A 19,293-nucleotide genomic window follows, 5' to 3' on the forward strand; every position below is an offset into this window, starting at 1 on the left:
TTCAATTTACAGCTTGTAGTTCACCCCCAGCAGGAACTGGCGGCCGTAGGTGGTGTAGCGCTCCGGCGCGTACGAACCGCCCGAGAACGGATCGCCCTGGCGCGTCTGGTACGGCGAGTTGTTCAGGTTATTGACCTGGAACAGGAACGACAAGCCCTTGTAGCGGCCCTCCTCGATCGCATAACCGAGTTGTAGATCAATTTGTCGCTCGGCCAGGATCTCGCTGAAGGAACGCTGCGCGAACAAACCGGTCACCTCGCCGCGATACGCCGAACGGTAGCGGCGGCTCACCCGCGCCTGGTAACCCGACTTCTCGTAGTACACCGTAAAGTTGGACACCACGCCCGACAAGCCCGGCAACTTCTCCTTGGTGCCCGGACCGTTAGGATGGATCGAGCTCTCGGTGCCGGACATGCTGCCCGTCACGCCGAAGCCCTCGAGCGGCGCATACAGCAGGCCGCCGTCCAGCGCGCCCGACAGCTCGACACCCTTGACCAGGCCGCCGGCGCCGTTGGCCGGACGGTTCAGCGTGCCGATGTCCTGCAGCGGCACCACGGCCGACGGGTTGGGGAAGCCGGCAAAGCTGAACGCGGTCTGCTGGTTGTAGATGTAGCTCTGCAGTTTCTTGTACCAGAGCGCGCCGGCGATGTAGCTGCGCTTGCCCATGTATTTTTCCATCGACAAATCATAGGAATTGGCGCGCCACGGTTCCAGCTGCGGATTGCCGCCGCTGCCGTTCCACATGCGGGTGGTGGCGTCCACGCCGCCCGAGACGCCGGCGCGCATGTCCGACATCTGCGGCCGGGCCACGGTCTTGGCCGCGCCAAAGCGCAGGTTGGTGGTCTCCAGGTACTTGCCGAGATCGAAGTTCAGGTTCAGGCTGGGCAGGTAGTCGGTGTAGCGGGAGCCGCCCGTGATCGAACCCAGCTTGCCGGCGTTGACGATGGCGCCGCGCGATTGCTGGTCGACGTTGACCGCCTGCAGGCCGATGTTGCCGCGCAGCGGGAAGGGGCCGACGTCGGTGTCGATGCCCAGGCGGGCGTAGGCGGTGGTGACTTTCTCGGTCACGCCCCAGTCCTGCAGCGCCTGGTCGTCGGGACGGGCCGGCTGCATCGTGTAGTACTTGCCCAGCACGCCCATGACGTCATAGGTCAGCACACTCGGGATGCCGGCGAAGGACAGCGAGGTGGACGGCTGGATCAGGTCCGGCGACACCACCGCCGGCGCGCGGCCGTTGTTCAGGTTCCAGTAGTTGTTGGTGTCGGCGTGGGTCTTCTCGCGCTTGCTGTAGTTGACGCCGCCCTCCAGGCTGCGGAACATGCCGTCCAGGTCGCGCTTGGCCGACAGCTTGATCGAGCCCAGCTTGTCCTCCACCACCGGATGGTGCATGTCCGCGTCCTTGCCCCAGCCGCCGACGTCGGTCAGCTTGATGATGGACGGGTCGGCGAAGTTGATGCTTGGCGTGAAGGTCGGCAGGCCGCTGGCGGTCGGGATGCGGAACTGGAAGTTGTTGTCGGTGATGTGCGAGTTGGCCGGGCCCAGGCCGGCGTACGTTTCCAGCACCTGCTCGCGGCGCTTGGCGGTCGAGTACGACGCGTCGCCCACCAGGGTCCAGCCGTCCTTGCGGTAGGTGTTGTTCCAGCCGACCGCGCCCAGCTGGTCCTTGCGGGTGTTGAAGTCGTTGCGGACGATGGGTTCCAGGTTGACCAGCGCGCCGCCCACCAGCAGGCGCGTGCCGCCTATGGTCTGGATGATCGGATTGTTGTACGTGACGTCGCTCCACTGGTGCGAGTTCCACATCATGCCGCGCATGGTGGTGTCTTCCTTGAACTCGGAATAGTACAGGTCCAGCGTGGTGCGGAATTCCTTGGTCGGACGGTATTCGATCACGCCCATCAGGCCGTCGCGCTTCTGCTTGCGCGAGGTGGCCGTCACTTCGGCGCCCTTCAACGCCACCACATCCTCGTCGCCCTTGGGCAGCTTGTTGTCCGTGCCCCACCACCACGATTTGTATTCCTGCTGCTGGCCCGGCGAGTCCAGGTGCGCGTAGCCGAACGCCACGCCCAGCGTGTTGTTCATGAACTGGTCCACGTAGGAGGCGCTGATGCGGTTGCCGTTGGCCGAGCTGTTCGAGTTCAGCTTGCCGTTGGAATTGTGCTCGCCGCGCGCGTTGAACACGATGGTGCGCTCGCGGATGTCGAGCGGGCGCACGGTGTGCAGGTCCACCGTGCCGGACAGGCCGCCGCCGGCCAGCGAGGCGTCCGGCGTCTTGTAGACGGTGACGCCGTTGATCAGCTCGGACGGATACTGGTCGTACTCGGCGCCACGGTTGTTGCTGGTGGAGACCAGCTCGCGGCCGTTCATCAGCGTGCCGGAAAAGTCCGGCGCCAGGCCGCGGATCGAGATCACCTGCGCCCTGCCCTCGACGCGCTGCGCCGTCAGGCCGGCCAGGCGGGCGATGGATTCGGCGATGCTGACGTCGGGCAGCTTGCCGATGTCCTCGGCGGTGATGGCCTCGACGATGGAGTCGGCATCGCGCTTGACCGCCATCGAGGTCTCGATGCTGCGGCGGATGCCGGTCACCACCACCGACTGGACTTCCTTGCCGTCCGCCGTGGCGGACGGGGCCTGTTGCGCCCATGCCGGGGCGGATGCGATCATCAGCGCCGCGCAGGCGGCGGCGATCGGTGTCAGTGCGAGTGCTTGTGTTGGCTTGCTCATCTTCTAGTCTCTCTTATAATTTTAGACGGGTTGATAGTGCTAACGGAAGGGTTGTGGTGCGGTGCTGCTGGTCATCCAGTCCTGCAGGGGCTGGTGGACCTCGTAAGCCTGGGTGCCGAACAACTTGAACAGGTTCTCGATGTCGGCGATGGGCGCCTTGGTGAAGTCGATGGCCGGCACGGCAGCGCCGGCCGCGTTGGTCACAAAGCCCCAGCTGCCGTTGCCCTGGCCGCCGCCGTTGCTGACCACCTTCCAGCTCCACGCCGTGGTGGCCCAGCCGTACTTGGCGTAGGTGTCGAACGAAGCGCGGCCCACCTGGCCGCCCAGGTCCAGGCCCATGCCCATCCACGGCTGGGTTTCGCCGATGAAGAAGGCGGTGTCGACGGCCTTGATCTTGTTGTCCCATTCGCAGACGCCGCTGTTGCCGCCACCTCCGCAGGTGAGCCAGTCCTTGTGCACCTGCAGGCCGGTCTGGCCCCAGCCAAACAGGCCGGGATAGAAGTGCATCTCGAACGCGACATTGCTCATGCCCTGGTCGGACGGCTTGCCGTAGGCGGTGATGTTGCCGCTGTTATGGCCAGGCAGGATCACCACGTGGTTGGGATCGACCGCGCGGATCGCCGTGTACAGGGTCTTGACCACGGCGGCCAGGTTGGCGGCCGTGGTGCCCCACGGTTCGTTGAGCACGCTGTAGCCGGCCACCGCAGCGCGATCCTTGTAGCGCCCCGCGACCTGCTGCCACAGCCAGACCGTGCGGTCCTGGAATTCCGGCGTGGACCAGTACAGGTTCTTGTTGGCGCAGCCGCTGTGCTGCTCCCAGCCCTGCGAACCGACCGCGCCGTGCAGGTCGAGGATCACGTACATGCCGCGCTTCTCGGCCTGGGCGATGGCGTCGTCCAGGTAGCGCCAGGCGTCGGCGCGCAGGTGGCGCGGGTTCTTCTCGTCCTCGACCACGCTGTAGATGAAGGGCAGGCGCACCACGTTCAGGCCGAACTTCTGCATCTGATCCCAGTCGCGGGTGGTGATCCAGTTATCGCGCAGCAGCTGCATCAGGCGCTGGCGCTCGGCGTAGCCGAAGCGGCTGTCGAAGTTGGCCTCCAGCTTGCACTGGTCGTCGATGCCGGCGCTGCCCTGGCCCATCATCCAGAATTCGTTGATCAGCCAGTTGCCGAGGTTGGTGCCCTTGAGCGCGACCTGGCCGCCATCCGCCTTCAGCCACTTGGTGCCCTGCGTGTGCAGCATGGTCAGCGGCAGCACCGGCACCGGCGTGACCGGGGTCGGCTTGATCTCGGCCTGCGGCGGGGTCACCGGCGTGACCGGCGCCGCCACCACGCTGGCGCCGCCGCCGCTGCCGCAAGCGGCCAGCACCACGGCACACGCCGCACACAACGCACTCAGTAACTTGACCATCCGTATCTCCTTGTGGAAGCGCTTCCACATCCGGGTTGAAAAAACTGCCGCGCGGTTGGCACGGCAGTGCGTGTCAGGGTTGCCAGGTAAATGTCGCGACGCTGGCGGCCGGCAGGGTGTAGCTGAAGCTGCGCCGGCCCGGCGCCAGGCGCACGGCGAAACTGCGCGGCGTCTTGGCCGAGTTCACCACCAGCAGCGCCACCGAACCGTCATCGGCGTTGCGGAACGCCACCGTGTCGAGGTCGTCGTAGCCGCTGGTCGAGGCGATGCGGCGCGCGCCCTGGCGCACGAAGCGGCTGGCGTGGGCCAGCGCGTAGTACTCCTCGTTGCGCGTGACCTTGCCGTCGCGGCTGTCGATGGTGACCACGCCACGGCAATCCTTGCAGCCGCCCAGGTGCGGGCCGTCGTTCTCGTCCAGCGCCAGGTTCCACAGCAGCACGCCCCTGGCCCAGCCGCGCGTGGCGCCGATCACCAGCGTGCGGGCGAAGTGGTTCAGATTGTCCGACCACACCGGCGCCCACTTGCCGCCCGAGCATTCGGTGAAATAGGTGTCCTTGTCCGGCCAGCGGTCGTGCAGCGCGGCCTGCACGCGCACGTCGCCGGCGTAGCAGTGCCAGGCCACGCCGTTGACGTACTTGCTGGCCACCGGATCCTGCAGCACGGCGGCCGGCGAGCCCGGCTCGTCCCAGTTGTGGTCCCAGTCCAGGATGCGGGTCTGCGGATGTTCTTTCGCCAGCAACGGTCCCAGGTGGCCGCCGATGAAGGCGGCGCGCTGTGCCGGCTCGACCCGCATGCCGGGATAATCCTTCGGCTCGAAGTGCGGTTCGTTCTGCAGGGTCAGCGCAAAGATGGGCACGCCTTCCTGCTGATACGCGCCGACGTAGCGCGACAGGTAGGCCGCGAACGGCGCGTAGGCTTCCGGCTTCAACGTGCCCTGGATCAGGCTGTCGGTGCTTTTCATCCAGCCCGGCGCGCTCCACGGCGAGGCCATCACGCGCAGCCTGGGGTTGATCGCCAGCGCGGCCTTGGTGACGGGCAGCACGTCGGCGCGGTTGGGCTCGATGGAGAAATGCGCCAGCGTGGGATCGGTCTGGCCGGGCGGCATGTCGTCGAAGCTGTAGTGGTGGCGCGAGAAGTCGGAGGCGCCGATGGTCAGCCGCGTGAAGCTGAAGTTGGCGCCGGGCGCCTTGCCGAACAGCTCGTTCATCAGCGCGCCGCGCTGCTGCGGGTTCAGCCGGTTCTGGATCAGCCAGGCCGAGGCGTCGGTGATGGCGGCGCCGAAGCCCACCATCTCCTGGTAGCGCTGGGACGGGTCGACTTCGATGACGGTGGCGGCCTTGGCGCCCGGGCCGAAGGCGGCGTCGGCGCCGCGCGCCAGCAACTGTGTCTGGTCGCCGGTGGTGATCCACGCCTGCACCTTGCCTTGCGCCTGCGCGGCGCCGTGCGCGCACAGCAGCAGCACCGGGATGGCCAACAGCCGCAGCAGTGGGTGCGGCGAACGGTGGTCGGACGAACGGCGCGAGGCCCGGTCGCCTGGCAGAGCGTGGCTGGCTGTGAACATTCTGTCTCCATGCAGAAGGGTCCTAGCCCGTCTGTCTATGTGTTTTTTACGAGTGGAAACGCTTCCACTTATTAAATTCACTATAGCACCGTGAATTCTTGAATGTCAATCGCGGAAAAACGCGGACCGTGTTAATTGGTGAGTTTTCTCCGGGAAAAATATGCGCAAAATTATGTTTGTCGCTGTATCGAATTCGCCACGTTGCACCACGCCACCCATGTCACAGGAGCCTTTTCATGTCCCCATCCGATCAAACACTTGACCTCGTGTTCTATCTCAACGGCGAGCGGGTCCAGCTGCCGACGGTCGATCCGACCGTGCTGCTGGCCGACTACCTGCGCTCGCCGGAAGTGGGCCTGACCGGCACCAAGATCGGCTGCAAACAAGGCGGCTGCGGCGCCTGCACCGTCATGCTGTCGAGCTGGAACGAGGAGACCCAGCAGGTCGAGCACCGCTCGGTCAACTCCTGCCTGCGTCCGGTGGCCTCGCTGGACGGCATGCTGGTGACCACGGTGGAAGGCACGGGCAGCGTCAAGTCCGGCTGCATCAGCAGCGTGCAGGACGGGCTGGCCAGCAACAACGGCACGCAATGCGGCTACTGCACGCCAGGCTGGGTGATGAACATGACCGCCGCCGTGGCCCAGCGCGGACCCAAGCCCGGCACCAAGCAGGAGATCGAGGCCATGTTCGACGGGAACATCTGCCGCTGCACCGGCTACCGTCCCATCCTGTACGGCTTCAAGAAAACCTTCGCCTCCGACTGGAATCCACAGGTCGACGAGGCCGGCTGCATGAAGTGCGAAATCGATCCGGCCGAGAAGGTGGACAAGGTCGCGCCGGTGGAGATCGCCTTCCCCGCCGAGCTGCGCAAGCCGCCGCGTCCGGTGCACTACTCGGCCAACGGCTACCACTGGTTCCGGCCGCTGACGGTGTCCAGCGCCATCGGCCTGATGCGCGACTTCCACGACCGCGCCAACCTGCGCCTGGTCGGCGGGAACACCTCGATCGGCGTGTATCCGCGCACGGTGGAAAATCCGCACGTGTTCATCGACATCTCGCACCTGCCCGAGCTGCACGCGCTGAGCCTGGCGGACGGCCAGTTGCGCCTGGGCGGCGGCGTGCTGTACGCCAAGCTGCTGGACTTCCTCGACGCCGCCAACGAGAAAACACCCAACGCCGGCCTGCAGGCGCTGGCCTACATGGCGGGCCGCACCGCCGGCGGCATCGTGCGCAACGCCGCCACGCTGGCCGGCAACACCATGCTGGTGGTCACGCACGCCGAGCAGGGCGTGCCCTTCCCTTCCGACCTGTACACGGCGCTGGCCGCGCTGGACGCCATGGTGACGGTGAGCGCGCCCGCACATCCCGAACCGCAGACGCTGCCGCTGCTGGACCTGCCCGACTACTGGCGCCGGCACGCCGAGGGCTGCGTGCTGCTGTCCTATCAGGTGCGCCTGACCGGCGCCGACGAATACGCGCAGACCTACAAGACCGCGCAGCGCGAGGTCAACGCCCACTCCATCGTCAACAGCGGCATGCGCGTGAAGCTCGACGCGCAGCAGCGCGTGACCGACATCGCGCTGGTATTCGGCGGCATGTCGCCAACCGCCACCCGGATGCCGCACACCGAGCAGGCGCTGCGCGGCCAGCACTGGGACGCCGCCGCGCTGGCGCAAGCCATGCCGGTGCTGCGCCGGGAACTGGACGCGCTCACCGATCGCTACGCCGCCCACTACGCGCAGCTGCCCGACGAGGGCTACAGCGCCACCTACAAGCGCCAGCTGGCCGAATCCTTCCTATACAAATTCTTCATCGCCGTCAGCGAGTGGCGCGGCCTGCCGGTGCCGCCGGCGCTGCGCTCGGCCGGCGAACGCGGCGAGCGGCCGGTGTCGAAAGGCACGCAGGCCTACAAGGAATACGCCGACCAGTTCCCGGTCCACGTACCCTACGTCAAAATCGAAGCCATGCTGCAAGCCACCGGCGAGGCCCAGTACATCCACGACATCCCGATGCCGCCGACCGGCATGAACGGCGCGCCGGTGCAGAGCATGGTCGCGCTGGGTACTTGCGTCTACCAGGTGCCGGGCGTGAACGGCCCGGCTTCGCCGGCCGAGGTGCTGGCGGCGCTGCAGGCCGTCTATCCGGGCGTGAAGGACTACATCACCGCCATCGACGTGCCCGGCAGGGTGATCGACGGCATGGCGATGGATGATCCCATCTTCGCCATCAGCGTGGCCGCCGCCGATTGTCCGGGCGGCGCGCTGCCGCCGAATTACGACGCGCGCGCGCCGCTGCTCCTGACCGGCTACGGCCAGTGCATCGGCATGGTGGTGGCGCGCAACGAGCAGCTGGCGCAGGAAGCGGCCAATTATCTGCAAACGCACTTCTGCCAATTCACCGCCCAGCGCCCGCAGATCGACCTGCCCGACACCGACGCCGCGCGCAGCAAGCTGGTCTACCTGGACAAGCCGGCCGGCGCGCCGTGGTACTCGCACATCTGGAAGATCACCCGCAGCGGCACCAGCCTGGCCTGGGTCCAGCCGCGCACGCCCGACCAGCCGGACCTGCTGAAGCCGGTGATCGACCACAACATCTCCATCAACAGCGAGCTGTACGGCCCGGTCAGCTGCACCCGCGTGGCCAGCCGGCAGAAGGTCGGCAGCCAGGTCCACTTCTACATGGAGACGCAGTCGAGCTACGTCGAGCCGGTGGAGGACCGCCAGGTGCGCGTCTATGCCTCGACCCAGGACGCCAACGTGGTGCAGGGCGCGGTGGCCAGCGTGCTGACGCTGCCGGTCAACAAGGTCGACGTGCGCGTGCGCCGCATCGGCGGCGGCTACGGCGGCAAGTGCGGGCAGTCGGCGTTCGCCAGCACCATCGCCGCGGTCGGCGCGTGGAAGCTGAACCGGCCGCTGCGCATGGCCGCGCTGCGCCAGGTCGACACCGCCATGTTCGGCCACCGCCACCCGGCGCTGGGCAACTACAACATCGCCATCGGCGACGCCAGCAACCCGCTCACGCACGGCAAGCTGTTCGGCTTCCAGGCCGACTACTGGCTCGACGGCGGCCGCACCTACGACTGCAGCTTCGTCATCAGCGACTGCATGGCGCTGCGCAGCGACTCGGCCTACTTCATCCCCAACTGGTCCTGCACCACCGACGTCTGCCGCACCGACAAGACCAGCAACACCTCGATGCGCACGGTGGGCATGATCCAGGGCGCCATCATCGTCGAGGACGCCATCGAGGCGGCGGCCCACGCGGTCGGCCTCACGCCCGAGCAGGTGCGCGCGCGCAACCTGTACGTGCAGGGCCAGGTCACGCCATACGCCGAACCGCTGGACTCGTGCTACATGCGCGAGGTGTGGGACTACACGCTGCAAAAGGCCGACTTCGCCAAACGCGAGGCGGCGGTGGCCGGGTTCAACGCCGCCAACCGCTGGCGCAAGCGCGGCATCTCGGTGCTGCCGGTGAAGTACGGCTCGGGCTTCAACCTGGCGCTGCTGGAACAGGGCGGCGCGCTGATCGAGGTGTACTCGCAGGACGGCACGGTGCTGCTGCGCCACGGCGGCATCGAGATGGGCCAGGGCCTCAACACCAAGATGGCGCAGGTGGTGGCGTACGCGCTCAACGTCCCGATCGGCATGATCAGGGTGGCGGAGAACGACACCGCCGTCGTGCCCAATCCGGAAAGCACGGGCGCCTCGACCGGCACCTCGTTCAACGGCCTGGCCGCGCAGCAGGCCTGCGGCGAGCTGCGCCACCGGCTGGAGGCGTACTGCCTGAACCTGCTCACCACCAAGGGCAACGCCTGGTGCGCGGCCAACCACATCAACTTCTGGGACTACAAGGAAGGCTGGCGCGCCGAGGTCACGCAGGATGGCGTCACCACCATGATCTGGAAGAACATCGTCTCCATGGCCTTCAACGACCGGCTCAACCTGTCGGCGCAGGCGCGGGTGGCGATCGAGGGCGGCGAGCATCCCGACGGCAATCTGGAGTTCAAGATTGTGGACGGCCAGCCGGCCAAGGAGGAGGTCGACTACTTCACCGGCTACACCTACAGCGCGGCCTGCGTCGAGGTCGAGCTCGACGTGCTGACCGGCGAGACCACCATCCTGCGCGCGGACGTGGTGTACGACGGCGGCAAGTGCCTGAACCCGGCGGTGGACGTCGGCCAGGTCGAGGGCGGCTTCGTGCAGGGCCTGGGCTATGTGACCAGCGAGGACCTGAGCTACCAGCCGGCCGATTCCAGCACCGCGCCGAGCGCCACGCGGCCGGCGCCGGGCGCGCTGTACACCACCAACACCTGGGAATACAAACCGCCTGCCGCGCAGTCGATTCCGCTGGAGATGAACATCATGATGTTCCCGCGCGAGCTGGCGCCGAACGCGCCGGAGGAAGGCGACATCCTGTCGGCCAAGGAAATCGGCGAACCGCCGATGACGCTGGCGGTGGCGGCCTTCTTCGCGATCAAGCGCGCCGTGCTGGCGGCGCGCCAGGACCGCGGCCACCACGAATGGTTCCAGATGGAGTCGCCAGCCACGGTGCAGCGCGTGCGCGAAGCCTGCCTGGTCGACACGGCAGACCTGCGCGCGGGCTAGTGGATCGACAGCACCGCGCGCACGCTGGCGTCGAGCGCGCTGCGGTCGATATAGCCCACCAGGTTGGGGTTGTCGGCCACCAGGCGCTTGATGGCGGCGCTGTCGCCGGACTCCACCGGCGGCTGGCCGCGGCCGGTGAACAGCATGTGCGCCCAGTAGGCCTTCATCTGCGCCGGCGCCTTGCCGCTGCTCTTCAGATAGAAGATGTCGCGCACCGGCGAGCCTTCGCTCTGGTCGATCGGCACCGCGTGCAGGCCGTTGGGGAACTCGACCGCCTTGCCGAGGAACAGGTCGGACGCCTGCTCGCCGCTCAGGGCCTTGACCGGATTGCGGGCCGAGACGATCACCACCACCTCGGCCCTGCAGCTGCCGGCCAGCAGCAGCGCGGCCAGCAGGCAATGGACGGAGACGGGCAGGCGCATGGTCGGTCTCCGCATCAATAGAGGAAGTCGGCCAGCAGGCTGACCACGTTCACATGGCCGCCGCGCGGCGCGCCGGCCACCACACTCTGCAAGGTGCCGTAGGAATTGGCGCCCAGGTGCAGCTGGTCCCACTGCAGCTTGAAGTCGAGGTTGCGCGCCACGTCCCAGCGCATGCCGGCCGCGTAGGTGCGCTGGGCCACGGGGATGCCGCCGGTATCGGTCAGCGGCCGCAGCTCGGACATGGTGACATACGGCGTCAGCGCGCCGAAGCGCATGCCCCCGTTCACATACCATGCCTCGCGGATGGCCTTGACGCGCCTGCCGTCATAGTTGGTGGCCCGCACCCATTCGCCGGCCACGAACCACTCGCCGGGATCCCACGACGCGCCCAGCGACGCGAAGCGTCCGCGCGGCGGATTCTGGTTGTCGACATCGCGCTCCTGGTAGGCCGCATGCAGGGTCAGCGGTCCCTTTTCCAGCGTGTCGAACACGCCCATCACGGCGGTCGAATGCACGTCGATGCCGCGCGTGTTGGTGACGGTGCGCTTGCCGTACAGGATGCTGGTGGTGTTGCTGATGTCGCCGGCGTGGATCCGGTACGAAGCGTCCACGCCGTCGCTTTCCTTGAGCACCAGCAGGCGGTAGACCTCGATCGGCGGGCGCGCCGTGATGTTGCTGTAGCCGACCCGGCGCGAATCCGACATCAGGAAGCTGGCCAAGCCGATCCGGCCCACGCGCACGCTGAGGTCCGGCGTGAACGCGTACTTCAGGTTGGCCCAGGTGACCAGCGGCCGGTAGCTGTCGTTCCAGCGGTACTCGGACACCACCTGCACCACGCCCGACAGCTGCGGCGTGAAGTTGGCGGTCAGCTGCACGCCCAGGCGGCTGTCGACATCGCCGGTCCACTGACGGTTGCGGCCGGTGCCGTTCGGTTGCAGGTTGTCGAACACATAGTCGGCGTTATGGTCGTCCGAATGCGCCAGCCCGACCGTGCCGAAACCGTTGACCGACAGCCACGGCCGCACCGGATCGGCCGGCGCCTCGGCCGCTTGCGCAGACAAGCTCAGCAATGCCGCCAGCGCGGCCGGAATCAGGTGAGAGGTGGCAGGCATCCAGGCTCCAGGCAGGTCGGTCATTGTTCCATGTAATGGTCCAGCAGCTTCTCCAGCTCCCTGGTCTTGGCCAGCCGCGCCAGGCCGTCGTTCAGGGTACGCAGCAGCGTGGCCCCCGTGGCGCCGGCCGCCACGCCGAAATACAGCGGACGCAGCGGCGAGTCCGGCAGCGGCTGGCTCACCAGCGTGCCGTCCACCAGCAGGCTGCGCAGCTTGGGATTGATCAGGTACTGGCCCGCCATGGTTTCGCGGCTGTCGATGAACAGGTCGCAGCGGCCCAGGTGCAGCTTGCCGATCAGCTGTTCGTAGCCGATGGTGGCGCCGCGGTCGACCTTGCTGGTGGGGATGCCGTAGACCTCGAAGTGATACCCGCCCAGGCCGCACAGATGGTATTGGCCGACGTCGCTCAACTTCTGCAGGCTGAGTCCCTGCGGCCGCGCGCGGCGCGAATAGAAGTACACATTGTGCATGGTGAAGTAGGCATCGCTGAGCACCAGCTGGCTGCCGGCGTCGGCCTGGCTGACGTTGAGCGCGATATCGACGCGATGATCGGCCACCAGCGCCAGGCAGCGCGCCCATGGCAGCAGCTGCACGCTGACGTCCCAGCCCTGGCGCGCGCCGATCAGCTTGAGCAGGTCCACGCTGGCGCCCACCACCTTGGCGCTGCGCTGGCCGTTGACCCGCTCGGCGAACACGAACGGCGGGATTTCCGCCTGGTCCGCGCACACCTGCACAGTACCGGCGCAGGCAGAGCCCATGGCCAGGCACAACAGCAAGCATGCGTATAAACGATTCATAACATTGGAGATGCCAGCAAGGATCGAATTCCATTCTAGCAAAACCACGCCCCGCCGCCCCAACAAGTGTTGCGCCGATGAAAACTTTTTTTGCCGGACGCGCCGGCGGAATTGCGCTATATTTGTTGTCTTTTTCTTAAATAACGACCAGCCATGCCTTTGAAATCCCTCGCCGCGCCCTTGCTGGCGGCAGCCATGTTGAGCGGCCTCGCCGGCTGTTCCCGCCAGTCATCCGCCCCGGCGGCGCCAGCCAAGCCGGCGGCCAGTGCGGCGGCCGCCGCCCCCGAGTCCTCGGCAGCGGCCGCCGCGCCGCATCCGGCCTCCGACTACGCGCCGCTGATGCAGGTGGTGTTCGGCACCGCCTACCGCGCGGCGCAGGAGGACGCCGTCACCGACCTGCCCGATCCGGACCAGCCCGGCCACAAGATGCACATGGCGTTGAGCGCGGTGGACATGCAGGCCCTGCCGTCCGGCGATACGGTGCTGGTGGTGTCCGGCCAGCACGCCAACGCCGATGGCGACGCCGACTCCGCGCACGTGGACAGCGGCTACCTGAGCCTGTATCTGCTGCGGCAGGAAGGCAAGCAATGGAAGCTGGTGCGCCGCCACGACAACGTGGCCAGCCTGGGCTCGTCCGGCAATATCGGCGAACTGCGCTGGATCGAGCTGGCGGCCGGCAAGCCCGGCATCGCGATGCTGCACGGCGGCGTGTGGCAAGGCTACACGATCACCCTGCTCTCGCTGTTCGACCCGTCCGCTGCGGAGGTGCGCGACCTGGCCGGCGCCATTCCCGTGCATTCGGATAACGAAGGCGGCTGCGGACCGTCAACCAAGAAATGCTGGCAAGCCGAGGCGGCATGGCGCTTCGAGCCGGCCGCCACGGCCAGCGGCTATGACGACCTGGTGCTGACGTTCTCGGGCGAGGAACGGACCGCGCGCTCGGCGCCGGCATCACCCGACCAGAACGAGGACGTGGAACGGGAAACGCGCCCGTTCAACGGCAGCGCACGCTACGTGTACGAACGCGGCGCCTACCATTTGCGCGAAGGCGTGAACCCGGTACCGGGAATCTGAACGCTAGCGGGCCGGCTCGTCCCACACGGCGGCGGCCGCGCGCTCGATCACGGGACGCCAGTCCGGCGCCACCGGCAGCAGGAACACCTCGGCCAGCGCCCGCTCGATCTCGTCGGCGCTCAGGAAGCGGCGCTCGCTGGCGCCGTCCGCGCGGCGTATCGTCAGGCGGTTGCGCAGCAGCGCGTGACGCGCCTCCGGCGTGGAGCGCGCCACGATCAGATCGTGCCGGAAGTGCGACTGCGGATAGGTCGACGAGTAATAGTTGGCCATCACGTAGTCGCCGTCGCGGCACGGCGCGGGCGAGATCATGTAGACCGGCAGCCAGTCGTCGCCCAGCAGCGCTTCCACCAGATGTTCGTTGCCCTGCGGCGTGATGCGGAAACGCTCATGCGGCGTGGACTGCGGCGTCGTCAGGTCGAAGCGGATCGGCGCGGTCAGCACGCAGCTGCCGAAGCCGACGTCGCACAGCCAGGGCTGCCCGTCGACGGTCACACGCAACACCATGTGGGTGCGCGGCCGCAGTTGCGCCTCCGGGCCGGCCATCCAGCGCACTTGGGCGATCAACGGTTCCACCGCGAAGCCCAGCGCGCACAGCACACGCTGGAGCAGGCTGTTCTGCTCAAAGCAGTAGCCGCCGCGCCCGGCCTCGATCAGCTTGGCGTCCACCGCCGCCGGTTCCAGCAGGATCGGCCGGTCCAGCAGCACGTCGATCGCCTCGAAGGGTATCGCGGCCGGATGCAGCTGCTGCAGCGCGCGCAGCGTGTCCAGTGTGGGGGTGCGCGGGCCGGCGTAGCCGATGCGCGCGAAATATGCGTCCAGTAAGTCCATGTTCCCGCCTGTTTGAAATGTTAGCGAAAGAGCCAGCATCATAACAGGCTGAATTTAACGTGCTCAGCGCAAGATGTTGTACATTATCGTTATCTAACGGACAAGGATGAATGAATGAAACCCTCAGCACTCCTGATCGCCGCACTGGCGTTGACGGCATCGGTCGAAAGCCAGGCCAGCGGCGGCATCGACCTGAAACAGATCGTGAAGCAAGGCGTAGACAAAGGTTTGGGGAAAGACCAGGCCAGCGCCAATGCCACCGCCAGCGGTAACCCGGGCGCCGCGCCGGCGGGCATGCCGGCTTCGCTGACCGGCCCCGGCGGGCCGGACATCGCCGGCATCCGGGTCGGCATCAGCGTCGCCGAGGCACGCCAGCTGCTGCAAAAGCTCAATCCCGCCTATAAGTTCACCCCGATCACGCGGATCATGTCATCCGAACCGCTCGGTCTACAGGCATCAGTCGGGACCGACCGCACGGACAAGAAGGGCGCGGACTTCTTCAGCGTGCTGTACAACGAGGCAGGCATCGTCTGGCGCATCAAGCGCGAACAAACCGTGACGGCGGACAAGGCGATACTGGCATCGACCCTGATCCAGTCGCTGACCGCCAAATATGACCAGGCAGGCGGCGTGGCCAAGTATCGCAACCAAGGCAACACCAATCTGGCGTGGAGCTACGACCTGGCAGGCAAGCAGCTCGCGTCGTTCAGCACGGACGTCAACGACAGCCCCTGCCGTTCAGTGTCGTCCGGGCCGTCCAACCCGCTGTCGAACAACCTCAGCTACACGGACAAATACTCCCCCACCTGCGCCATGACCATCATCGCGGATTCGCACGCTTTCCGCACGGGCAACCAGAACATGCTCGACATGTACTCGGTGGATATCAGCGCGCCGCCGCTGCAGCACGACGCCGGCGCGCTCAACGCCGCCGCCAACGCGCGCGCGCAGCAGAAAAAGAACCAGGAGAACACCGTCCGCGATAACAAGCCGCAGCTGTAAGAGCCGCCATCAAGCCGGTGCCAGGTTCACCTTGGACATCGGCACGGCGGCCTCCATGACCAGCTCCAGCGCGAGGCAGGGATCGATCACGGTCTTCGCCATCACGATGACTTCCTGGATGGACAGGCCCAGCAGCACCGGCCAGTGCTCCGGATTCGGACAATATTTGACCACCACCGGCTTGAGCACCGGCCACAGCGCGCGAACGTAATTGATCGGCGGCTCCTGCGGCGCGTGATTCTCGCGGGCGCGCGGTTTGCCGAAGGCGTCGCTCCCCACACTTCCGACGTGTGCCGGAAAATCGCCGCGAGGTCCGGCAGGCTATTGCAGCCGGCCTGCTGCGCGCCGCCGCCGGCGATGCCCCACACCGAATACTGCGACTCGGCCAAGGGCTTGTTGAGATGGTCGCCAAAGAAATAGGTCTGGCCGTCCTTGGTTTGAACCGACGTCAACAGCGCGGTTTCAGGCAGCCCGCGCGCGACGGCCTGCGCGCGGACTCCTCGGCGGGCGACGCGGATTGCGCGGCCTGTTGCACGGCGACCGTGCCGCCCAAAAGGGCGAAAAGTTTTTTCAGCATGATACGTCGGGTGATTTGCATTGCTTCGTGAATTCTAAGTGCCAAACAGGTTCGCCAGCAGCCATCCAGGCAGGCCCAGATACAGCGCCAGGCGGCCGGCGCGCTCCAGCCAGCCGCGAACCTCGACTGCCCGACCAGGCCGCAGCAACGCGGCCATCAGCGTGCCGGCTTCGATCGCCACGCGCAGCAGCGCCGCGCTCAGCACCACGCCGATGGACCATGCGGCCCACCACAGCGCGAAAGCCAGCAGGTAAGCCTTGAGGCCAAAGGTGTAGTACTCGCCGAAGGCGCTGCCGTAGGCGATGTGCTGATGCAGGTGGAAGGCGGGAATGGCCAGCGCCAGCGGCAGCAGGATGAACTTGGCCAGCGGAAGGTCCAGCTTGCGGCGGCGCAGCGCCAGGCGTGCCCGCGCATAGACGCCCATCGCCGCGCCGGTGCGCTCGACGCCGCGCGGCACGCCGGCGCCAGCCAGCGCGGCGGCGAAGGCCACCGGGTTCGACATCGTCAGCCCGTAGCGCCAGCGTTGGCCGGTCGCCAGCCGCAAGGCGACACCGGCGCCCGGTATCGGCAGGCGCCACAGCTCGACGGCGGCGATCTCGGCCAGCGCCAGTTCGATGCGCTGCGCGCCCCGCGTCAGCACCAGCGCCGTGCCGCTGATCGACGCTTGCGCACCGAACGCCAGCAGCACGCACCATGACGCGGCTTCCGGCGCGAGGAACAGTCCCGAGAACAAGCGGATTTGCGCCAGGGTGTTGGTGCGCAATGGTTCGTTGAGCAGCAGCGCCACGCAGATGGCGAGCAGGCCGGCGCGGGCAATGACGCGCAACAGCGCCGCCGCGATGCGCGAGGCCGGCGGCAGCACCGCCACCCGGACCGGGAAGGCCATGGCGGGCTGCTGCGCGGTCGAGCCATCCTCCGCCTGCGCACGCCACGAGGGAATGGCCGCCCGCGCCGCCATCAACAACAAGAATGCGCAGGCGGCCCGTCCGACCCAATCGCCCCAGCGCACCATCAAGGTCGGCGCCGGCCGGCTCACGCGCAATTCCGCCACCACCAGCGCCGGCTCGCCCATGCGCGTGCCGGCCAGGATGTTGCCGGCCGCATCGAACACCGCGCTGTAGCCGTTGGTGGTGACGCGAAATTGCGGCAGCCGCGTCTCGATGCTGCGGAACGCCGCCACGGCCTGGTGCAGCCGCGCGCCCTCGGGATCGTCGCTGAACCAGGAATCGTTCGACATCGTCAGGATGGCTTGCGCGCCCAGCCGGGCGCCGGCGATGGCCAGGCCGGTGTCGACATCGTCGAGACAGATCAGCGGCAGCACCGGGATCTCGCGGCCATCGGCCAGGCGCAGCGGGAAGACGCGTGCGCCATTGCCCGCCTTCCAGTTGCCGGTCCACGGCAGCAGGCGCCGCAGGCGCGGCCCGTCCAGCCAGGCCGGCACGTATTCGGTGAAGGGGAACAGGCGCGTCTTGCGATAGAAGCCCGTCAGGCCGCCGGGCTGCACGAAGGCCGCCGCGTTGTATTCGCCGTCGCTGTCGATATCGTAGGTGCCGAACACGAAGGGTACGCCTGCCTCGCGGACGTTGGCGAGGATCTCGCGGTCGAACTCGGCGCCGGCCTCGCTCTTGGGATGGCCGAAGGTGGTGGGATAGGCGGTCTCCGACCACAGCACCGCGTCGGCATGGCGCCGCACCACGACGTCGTAGCTCATGGCGAAGTGCGTGTCGAGCACTTCGCGCACCACGGCGCGCGCGCCCTTCCGCTGGCGCATGCCTTCGTAGTCGACGAGGTTGGCCTGCACCAGGCCCATGCGCAGTGGCTTGCCGGTGGCGGCGCCGTCCGGCTGCGCGGCCAGGCCGTAGCCGACCAACAGCAGCGGGCCCAGCGCGGCCAGCGCGAGCGGCTGCAATATCGCACGCCAGCCGTCGCGACGCCGCGCCAGCGCTGCCGCCACGCCCTCGTTGGCCAGCAACAGCAGCAAGGTCAGGCCGGCGGCGCCGCCCACGGCCGCGCCCTGTCGCATCAACTGAGATGGATACAGCCCGTAGCCAAGCGTGTCGCCAAGCAGCTTGGGCAGCAGCCACTCCGCCACCACCCACGATGCGGACGCCGCCAGCGCGCGCGGCAGCGGACCATGCCGGCGTCCGCTCACATGGCGCACCAGCGCGAACACCAGGAACTGCGGCTGGAACAAGGGCGCGGCAAGTAGCAGCACGGCCAGGCCCGTGCCGGCGCCGGCGTGTGTGTAGCGTCCCAACGCGGTGCCGAACCAGGCAAAGACGGCCGCCGTGAAGGCCAGCGACATCAGGTAGGCCCAGCCCAGCGTGGCGGCCAGCGAGCGGCTCGCGTTCAGCGTGCACAGCCAAGGCGCCAGCATCACGAAGCCCAGCAGCCAGCCAGGGCCGCCGCGCGCGTACAGAGCCGACAGGACGGCGCTCGCCAGGATGCCGGCCGCCATGCGCGCCGTGGAGGAATTCAATAGTTGTCGCATGCGGATCAGCGGCCGGGTGCGGCCGGTTCGATGGGAGGAGGAACGACGATGCGCCGGATCGGCAGTCCGGGCGGCGCCAGCTCGGGCGGCACCACGCGGTCCTTGGGCATCGCGATTGGATTGTGGGCGGCGTCGTACAGTTGGAAATCGGGCGCGAACATCAGGATCGCTTCGATGCGCTGGCCGTCGTCAGTGGCCTGGTGGTGGCGCACGTAGCCGGGCGGCAGCTCGAAGTCCTCGGGCACCGCCAGCCCGACCTTGGGCGGACGCGTGCCCGGCGGCGGAAACGCGCCCAGGCCGCTGTATATGCCGCGTTCATGCAGGCGCTCGATCACTTCGGGCATGGTGGGATTGGCGCCCCGTGGCACATAGCTTTTCAGGTCGCGCGTCGGGTCGGCGTCGCCTTCCGGCGGGCGCTGAGGATTTTCAGACGCGACCGGCGGCGTGGCCGGCGCGGGCGCGGGCGCGGGCGGCGACCCTGCGGCCGGCGCCGCGCTGGCCGCAACCGGAGCCTGCGCGCCACCGGCGGCGATGCCGGGATCCGGCGTGGTGACCAGATACACCAGCACGCCGCAACCGATCACAGCCAGCACGAGCGCCACGGCCAGAAAGCCGGCGCGCGGACGCCAGGCGCCCGGTTTCTCGCTGCCGGCCTCGGGCCGCTCGGGAGGCTTGTCCAAGGGATCAGCTCACC

Annotated in this window: 14 protein-coding genes; 3 read left to right on the forward strand and 11 right to left on the reverse strand. The window is 67.6% G+C overall.

Annotated elements, in window-relative coordinates:
• Positions 1-6: 6 nt before the first annotated feature.
• The 3 genes from ACUJB0_RS17875 to ACUJB0_RS17885 all read right to left on the reverse strand — a co-directional run bounded on the left by ACUJB0_RS17875 (position 7) and on the right by ACUJB0_RS17885 (position 5,692).
• A complete protein-coding gene (locus tag ACUJB0_RS17875) occupies positions 7-2,721 on the reverse strand; it encodes a TonB-dependent receptor (protein ID WP_444846371.1) in 2,715 nt (904 codons plus the stop codon).
• Between the two features lie 39 nt (positions 2,722-2,760).
• Entirely contained in the window at positions 2,761-4,131 is a 1,371-nt protein-coding gene (locus tag ACUJB0_RS17880; protein WP_444846372.1) for a glycoside hydrolase family 5 protein, read from the reverse strand.
• A gap of 73 nt (positions 4,132-4,204) precedes the next feature.
• Positions 4,205-5,692 carry a glycoside hydrolase family 30 protein gene (locus ACUJB0_RS17885; RefSeq protein ID WP_444846373.1) on the reverse strand — a complete coding sequence of 496 codons (1,488 nt, stop codon included), beginning with the start codon at positions 5,690-5,692 and terminating at the stop codon, positions 4,205-4,207.
• A gap of 236 nt (positions 5,693-5,928) precedes the next feature.
• On the opposite strand from ACUJB0_RS17885, the gene ACUJB0_RS17890 reads away from it, so the two are divergent.
• The gene (locus ACUJB0_RS17890; protein WP_444846374.1) at positions 5,929-10,296 is read left to right on the forward strand and encodes a molybdopterin cofactor-binding domain-containing protein; all 4,368 of its coding nucleotides are present in this window, start codon (positions 5,929-5,931) and stop codon (positions 10,294-10,296) included.
• Here the strand turns inward: ACUJB0_RS17890 and ACUJB0_RS17895 are convergent.
• From ACUJB0_RS17895 to ACUJB0_RS17905, 3 genes are read right to left on the reverse strand one after another with little or no spacing between them, the layout of a single operon-like run.
• Entirely contained in the window at positions 10,293-10,718 is a 426-nt protein-coding gene (locus tag ACUJB0_RS17895; RefSeq protein WP_444846375.1) for a phosphate ABC transporter substrate-binding protein, read from the reverse strand. The genes ACUJB0_RS17890 and ACUJB0_RS17895 overlap by 4 nt on opposite strands.
• A gap of 14 nt (positions 10,719-10,732) precedes the next feature.
• The gene (locus tag ACUJB0_RS17900) at positions 10,733-11,830 is read right to left on the reverse strand and encodes a hypothetical protein (protein ID WP_444846376.1); all 1,098 of its coding nucleotides are present in this window, start codon (positions 11,828-11,830) and stop codon (positions 10,733-10,735) included.
• Positions 11,831-11,850: 20 nt separating this feature from the next.
• Positions 11,851-12,588 (reverse strand): substrate-binding periplasmic protein, encoded by a 738-nt coding sequence (locus ACUJB0_RS17905; RefSeq protein WP_444846377.1) that lies wholly within the window; start codon positions 12,586-12,588, stop codon positions 11,851-11,853.
• A gap of 192 nt (positions 12,589-12,780) precedes the next feature.
• Here ACUJB0_RS17905 and ACUJB0_RS17910 point away from each other — a divergent pair, with 192 nt between their 5' ends.
• Positions 12,781-13,701, forward strand: coding sequence for a hypothetical protein (locus ACUJB0_RS17910; protein WP_444846378.1), 921 nt, complete (start codon positions 12,781-12,783; stop codon positions 13,699-13,701).
• A 3-nt stretch (positions 13,702-13,704) separates the two neighbouring features.
• On the opposite strand, the gene ACUJB0_RS17915 is transcribed toward ACUJB0_RS17910, so the two are convergent.
• Positions 13,705-14,529 (reverse strand): arylamine N-acetyltransferase family protein, encoded by an 825-nt coding sequence (locus tag ACUJB0_RS17915; RefSeq protein WP_444846379.1) that lies wholly within the window; start codon positions 14,527-14,529, stop codon positions 13,705-13,707.
• Positions 14,530-14,643: 114 nt separating this feature from the next.
• Between ACUJB0_RS17915 and ACUJB0_RS17920 the strand changes: the two genes are divergently transcribed.
• The gene (locus ACUJB0_RS17920) at positions 14,644-15,531 is read left to right on the forward strand and encodes a hypothetical protein (protein WP_444846380.1); all 888 of its coding nucleotides are present in this window, start codon (positions 14,644-14,646) and stop codon (positions 15,529-15,531) included.
• Positions 15,532-15,540: 9 nt separating this feature from the next.
• Here ACUJB0_RS17920 and ACUJB0_RS17925 read toward each other — a convergent pair whose 3' ends face one another.
• The 4 genes from ACUJB0_RS17925 to ACUJB0_RS17940 form a co-directional block, all read right to left on the reverse strand.
• Positions 15,541-15,810 (reverse strand): hypothetical protein, encoded by a 270-nt coding sequence (locus ACUJB0_RS17925; RefSeq protein WP_444846381.1) that lies wholly within the window; start codon positions 15,808-15,810, stop codon positions 15,541-15,543.
• A 169-nt stretch (positions 15,811-15,979) separates the two neighbouring features.
• Positions 15,980-16,129 (reverse strand): hypothetical protein, encoded by a 150-nt coding sequence (locus tag ACUJB0_RS17930; RefSeq protein WP_444846382.1) that lies wholly within the window; start codon positions 16,127-16,129, stop codon positions 15,980-15,982.
• A 13-nt stretch (positions 16,130-16,142) separates the two neighbouring features.
• Positions 16,143-18,599 (reverse strand): apolipoprotein N-acyltransferase, encoded by a 2,457-nt coding sequence (lnt, locus tag ACUJB0_RS17935; RefSeq protein ID WP_444846383.1) that lies wholly within the window; start codon positions 18,597-18,599, stop codon positions 16,143-16,145.
• Between the two features lie 5 nt (positions 18,600-18,604).
• Positions 18,605-19,279 (reverse strand): hypothetical protein, encoded by a 675-nt coding sequence (locus ACUJB0_RS17940; protein WP_444846384.1) that lies wholly within the window; start codon positions 19,277-19,279, stop codon positions 18,605-18,607.
• Positions 19,280-19,293: the final 14 nt, after the last annotated feature.

This window comes from Duganella caerulea (assembly GCF_040362985.1).
Classification (GTDB): Bacteria; Pseudomonadota; Gammaproteobacteria; order Burkholderiales; family Burkholderiaceae_D; genus Rugamonas; species Rugamonas vulcania.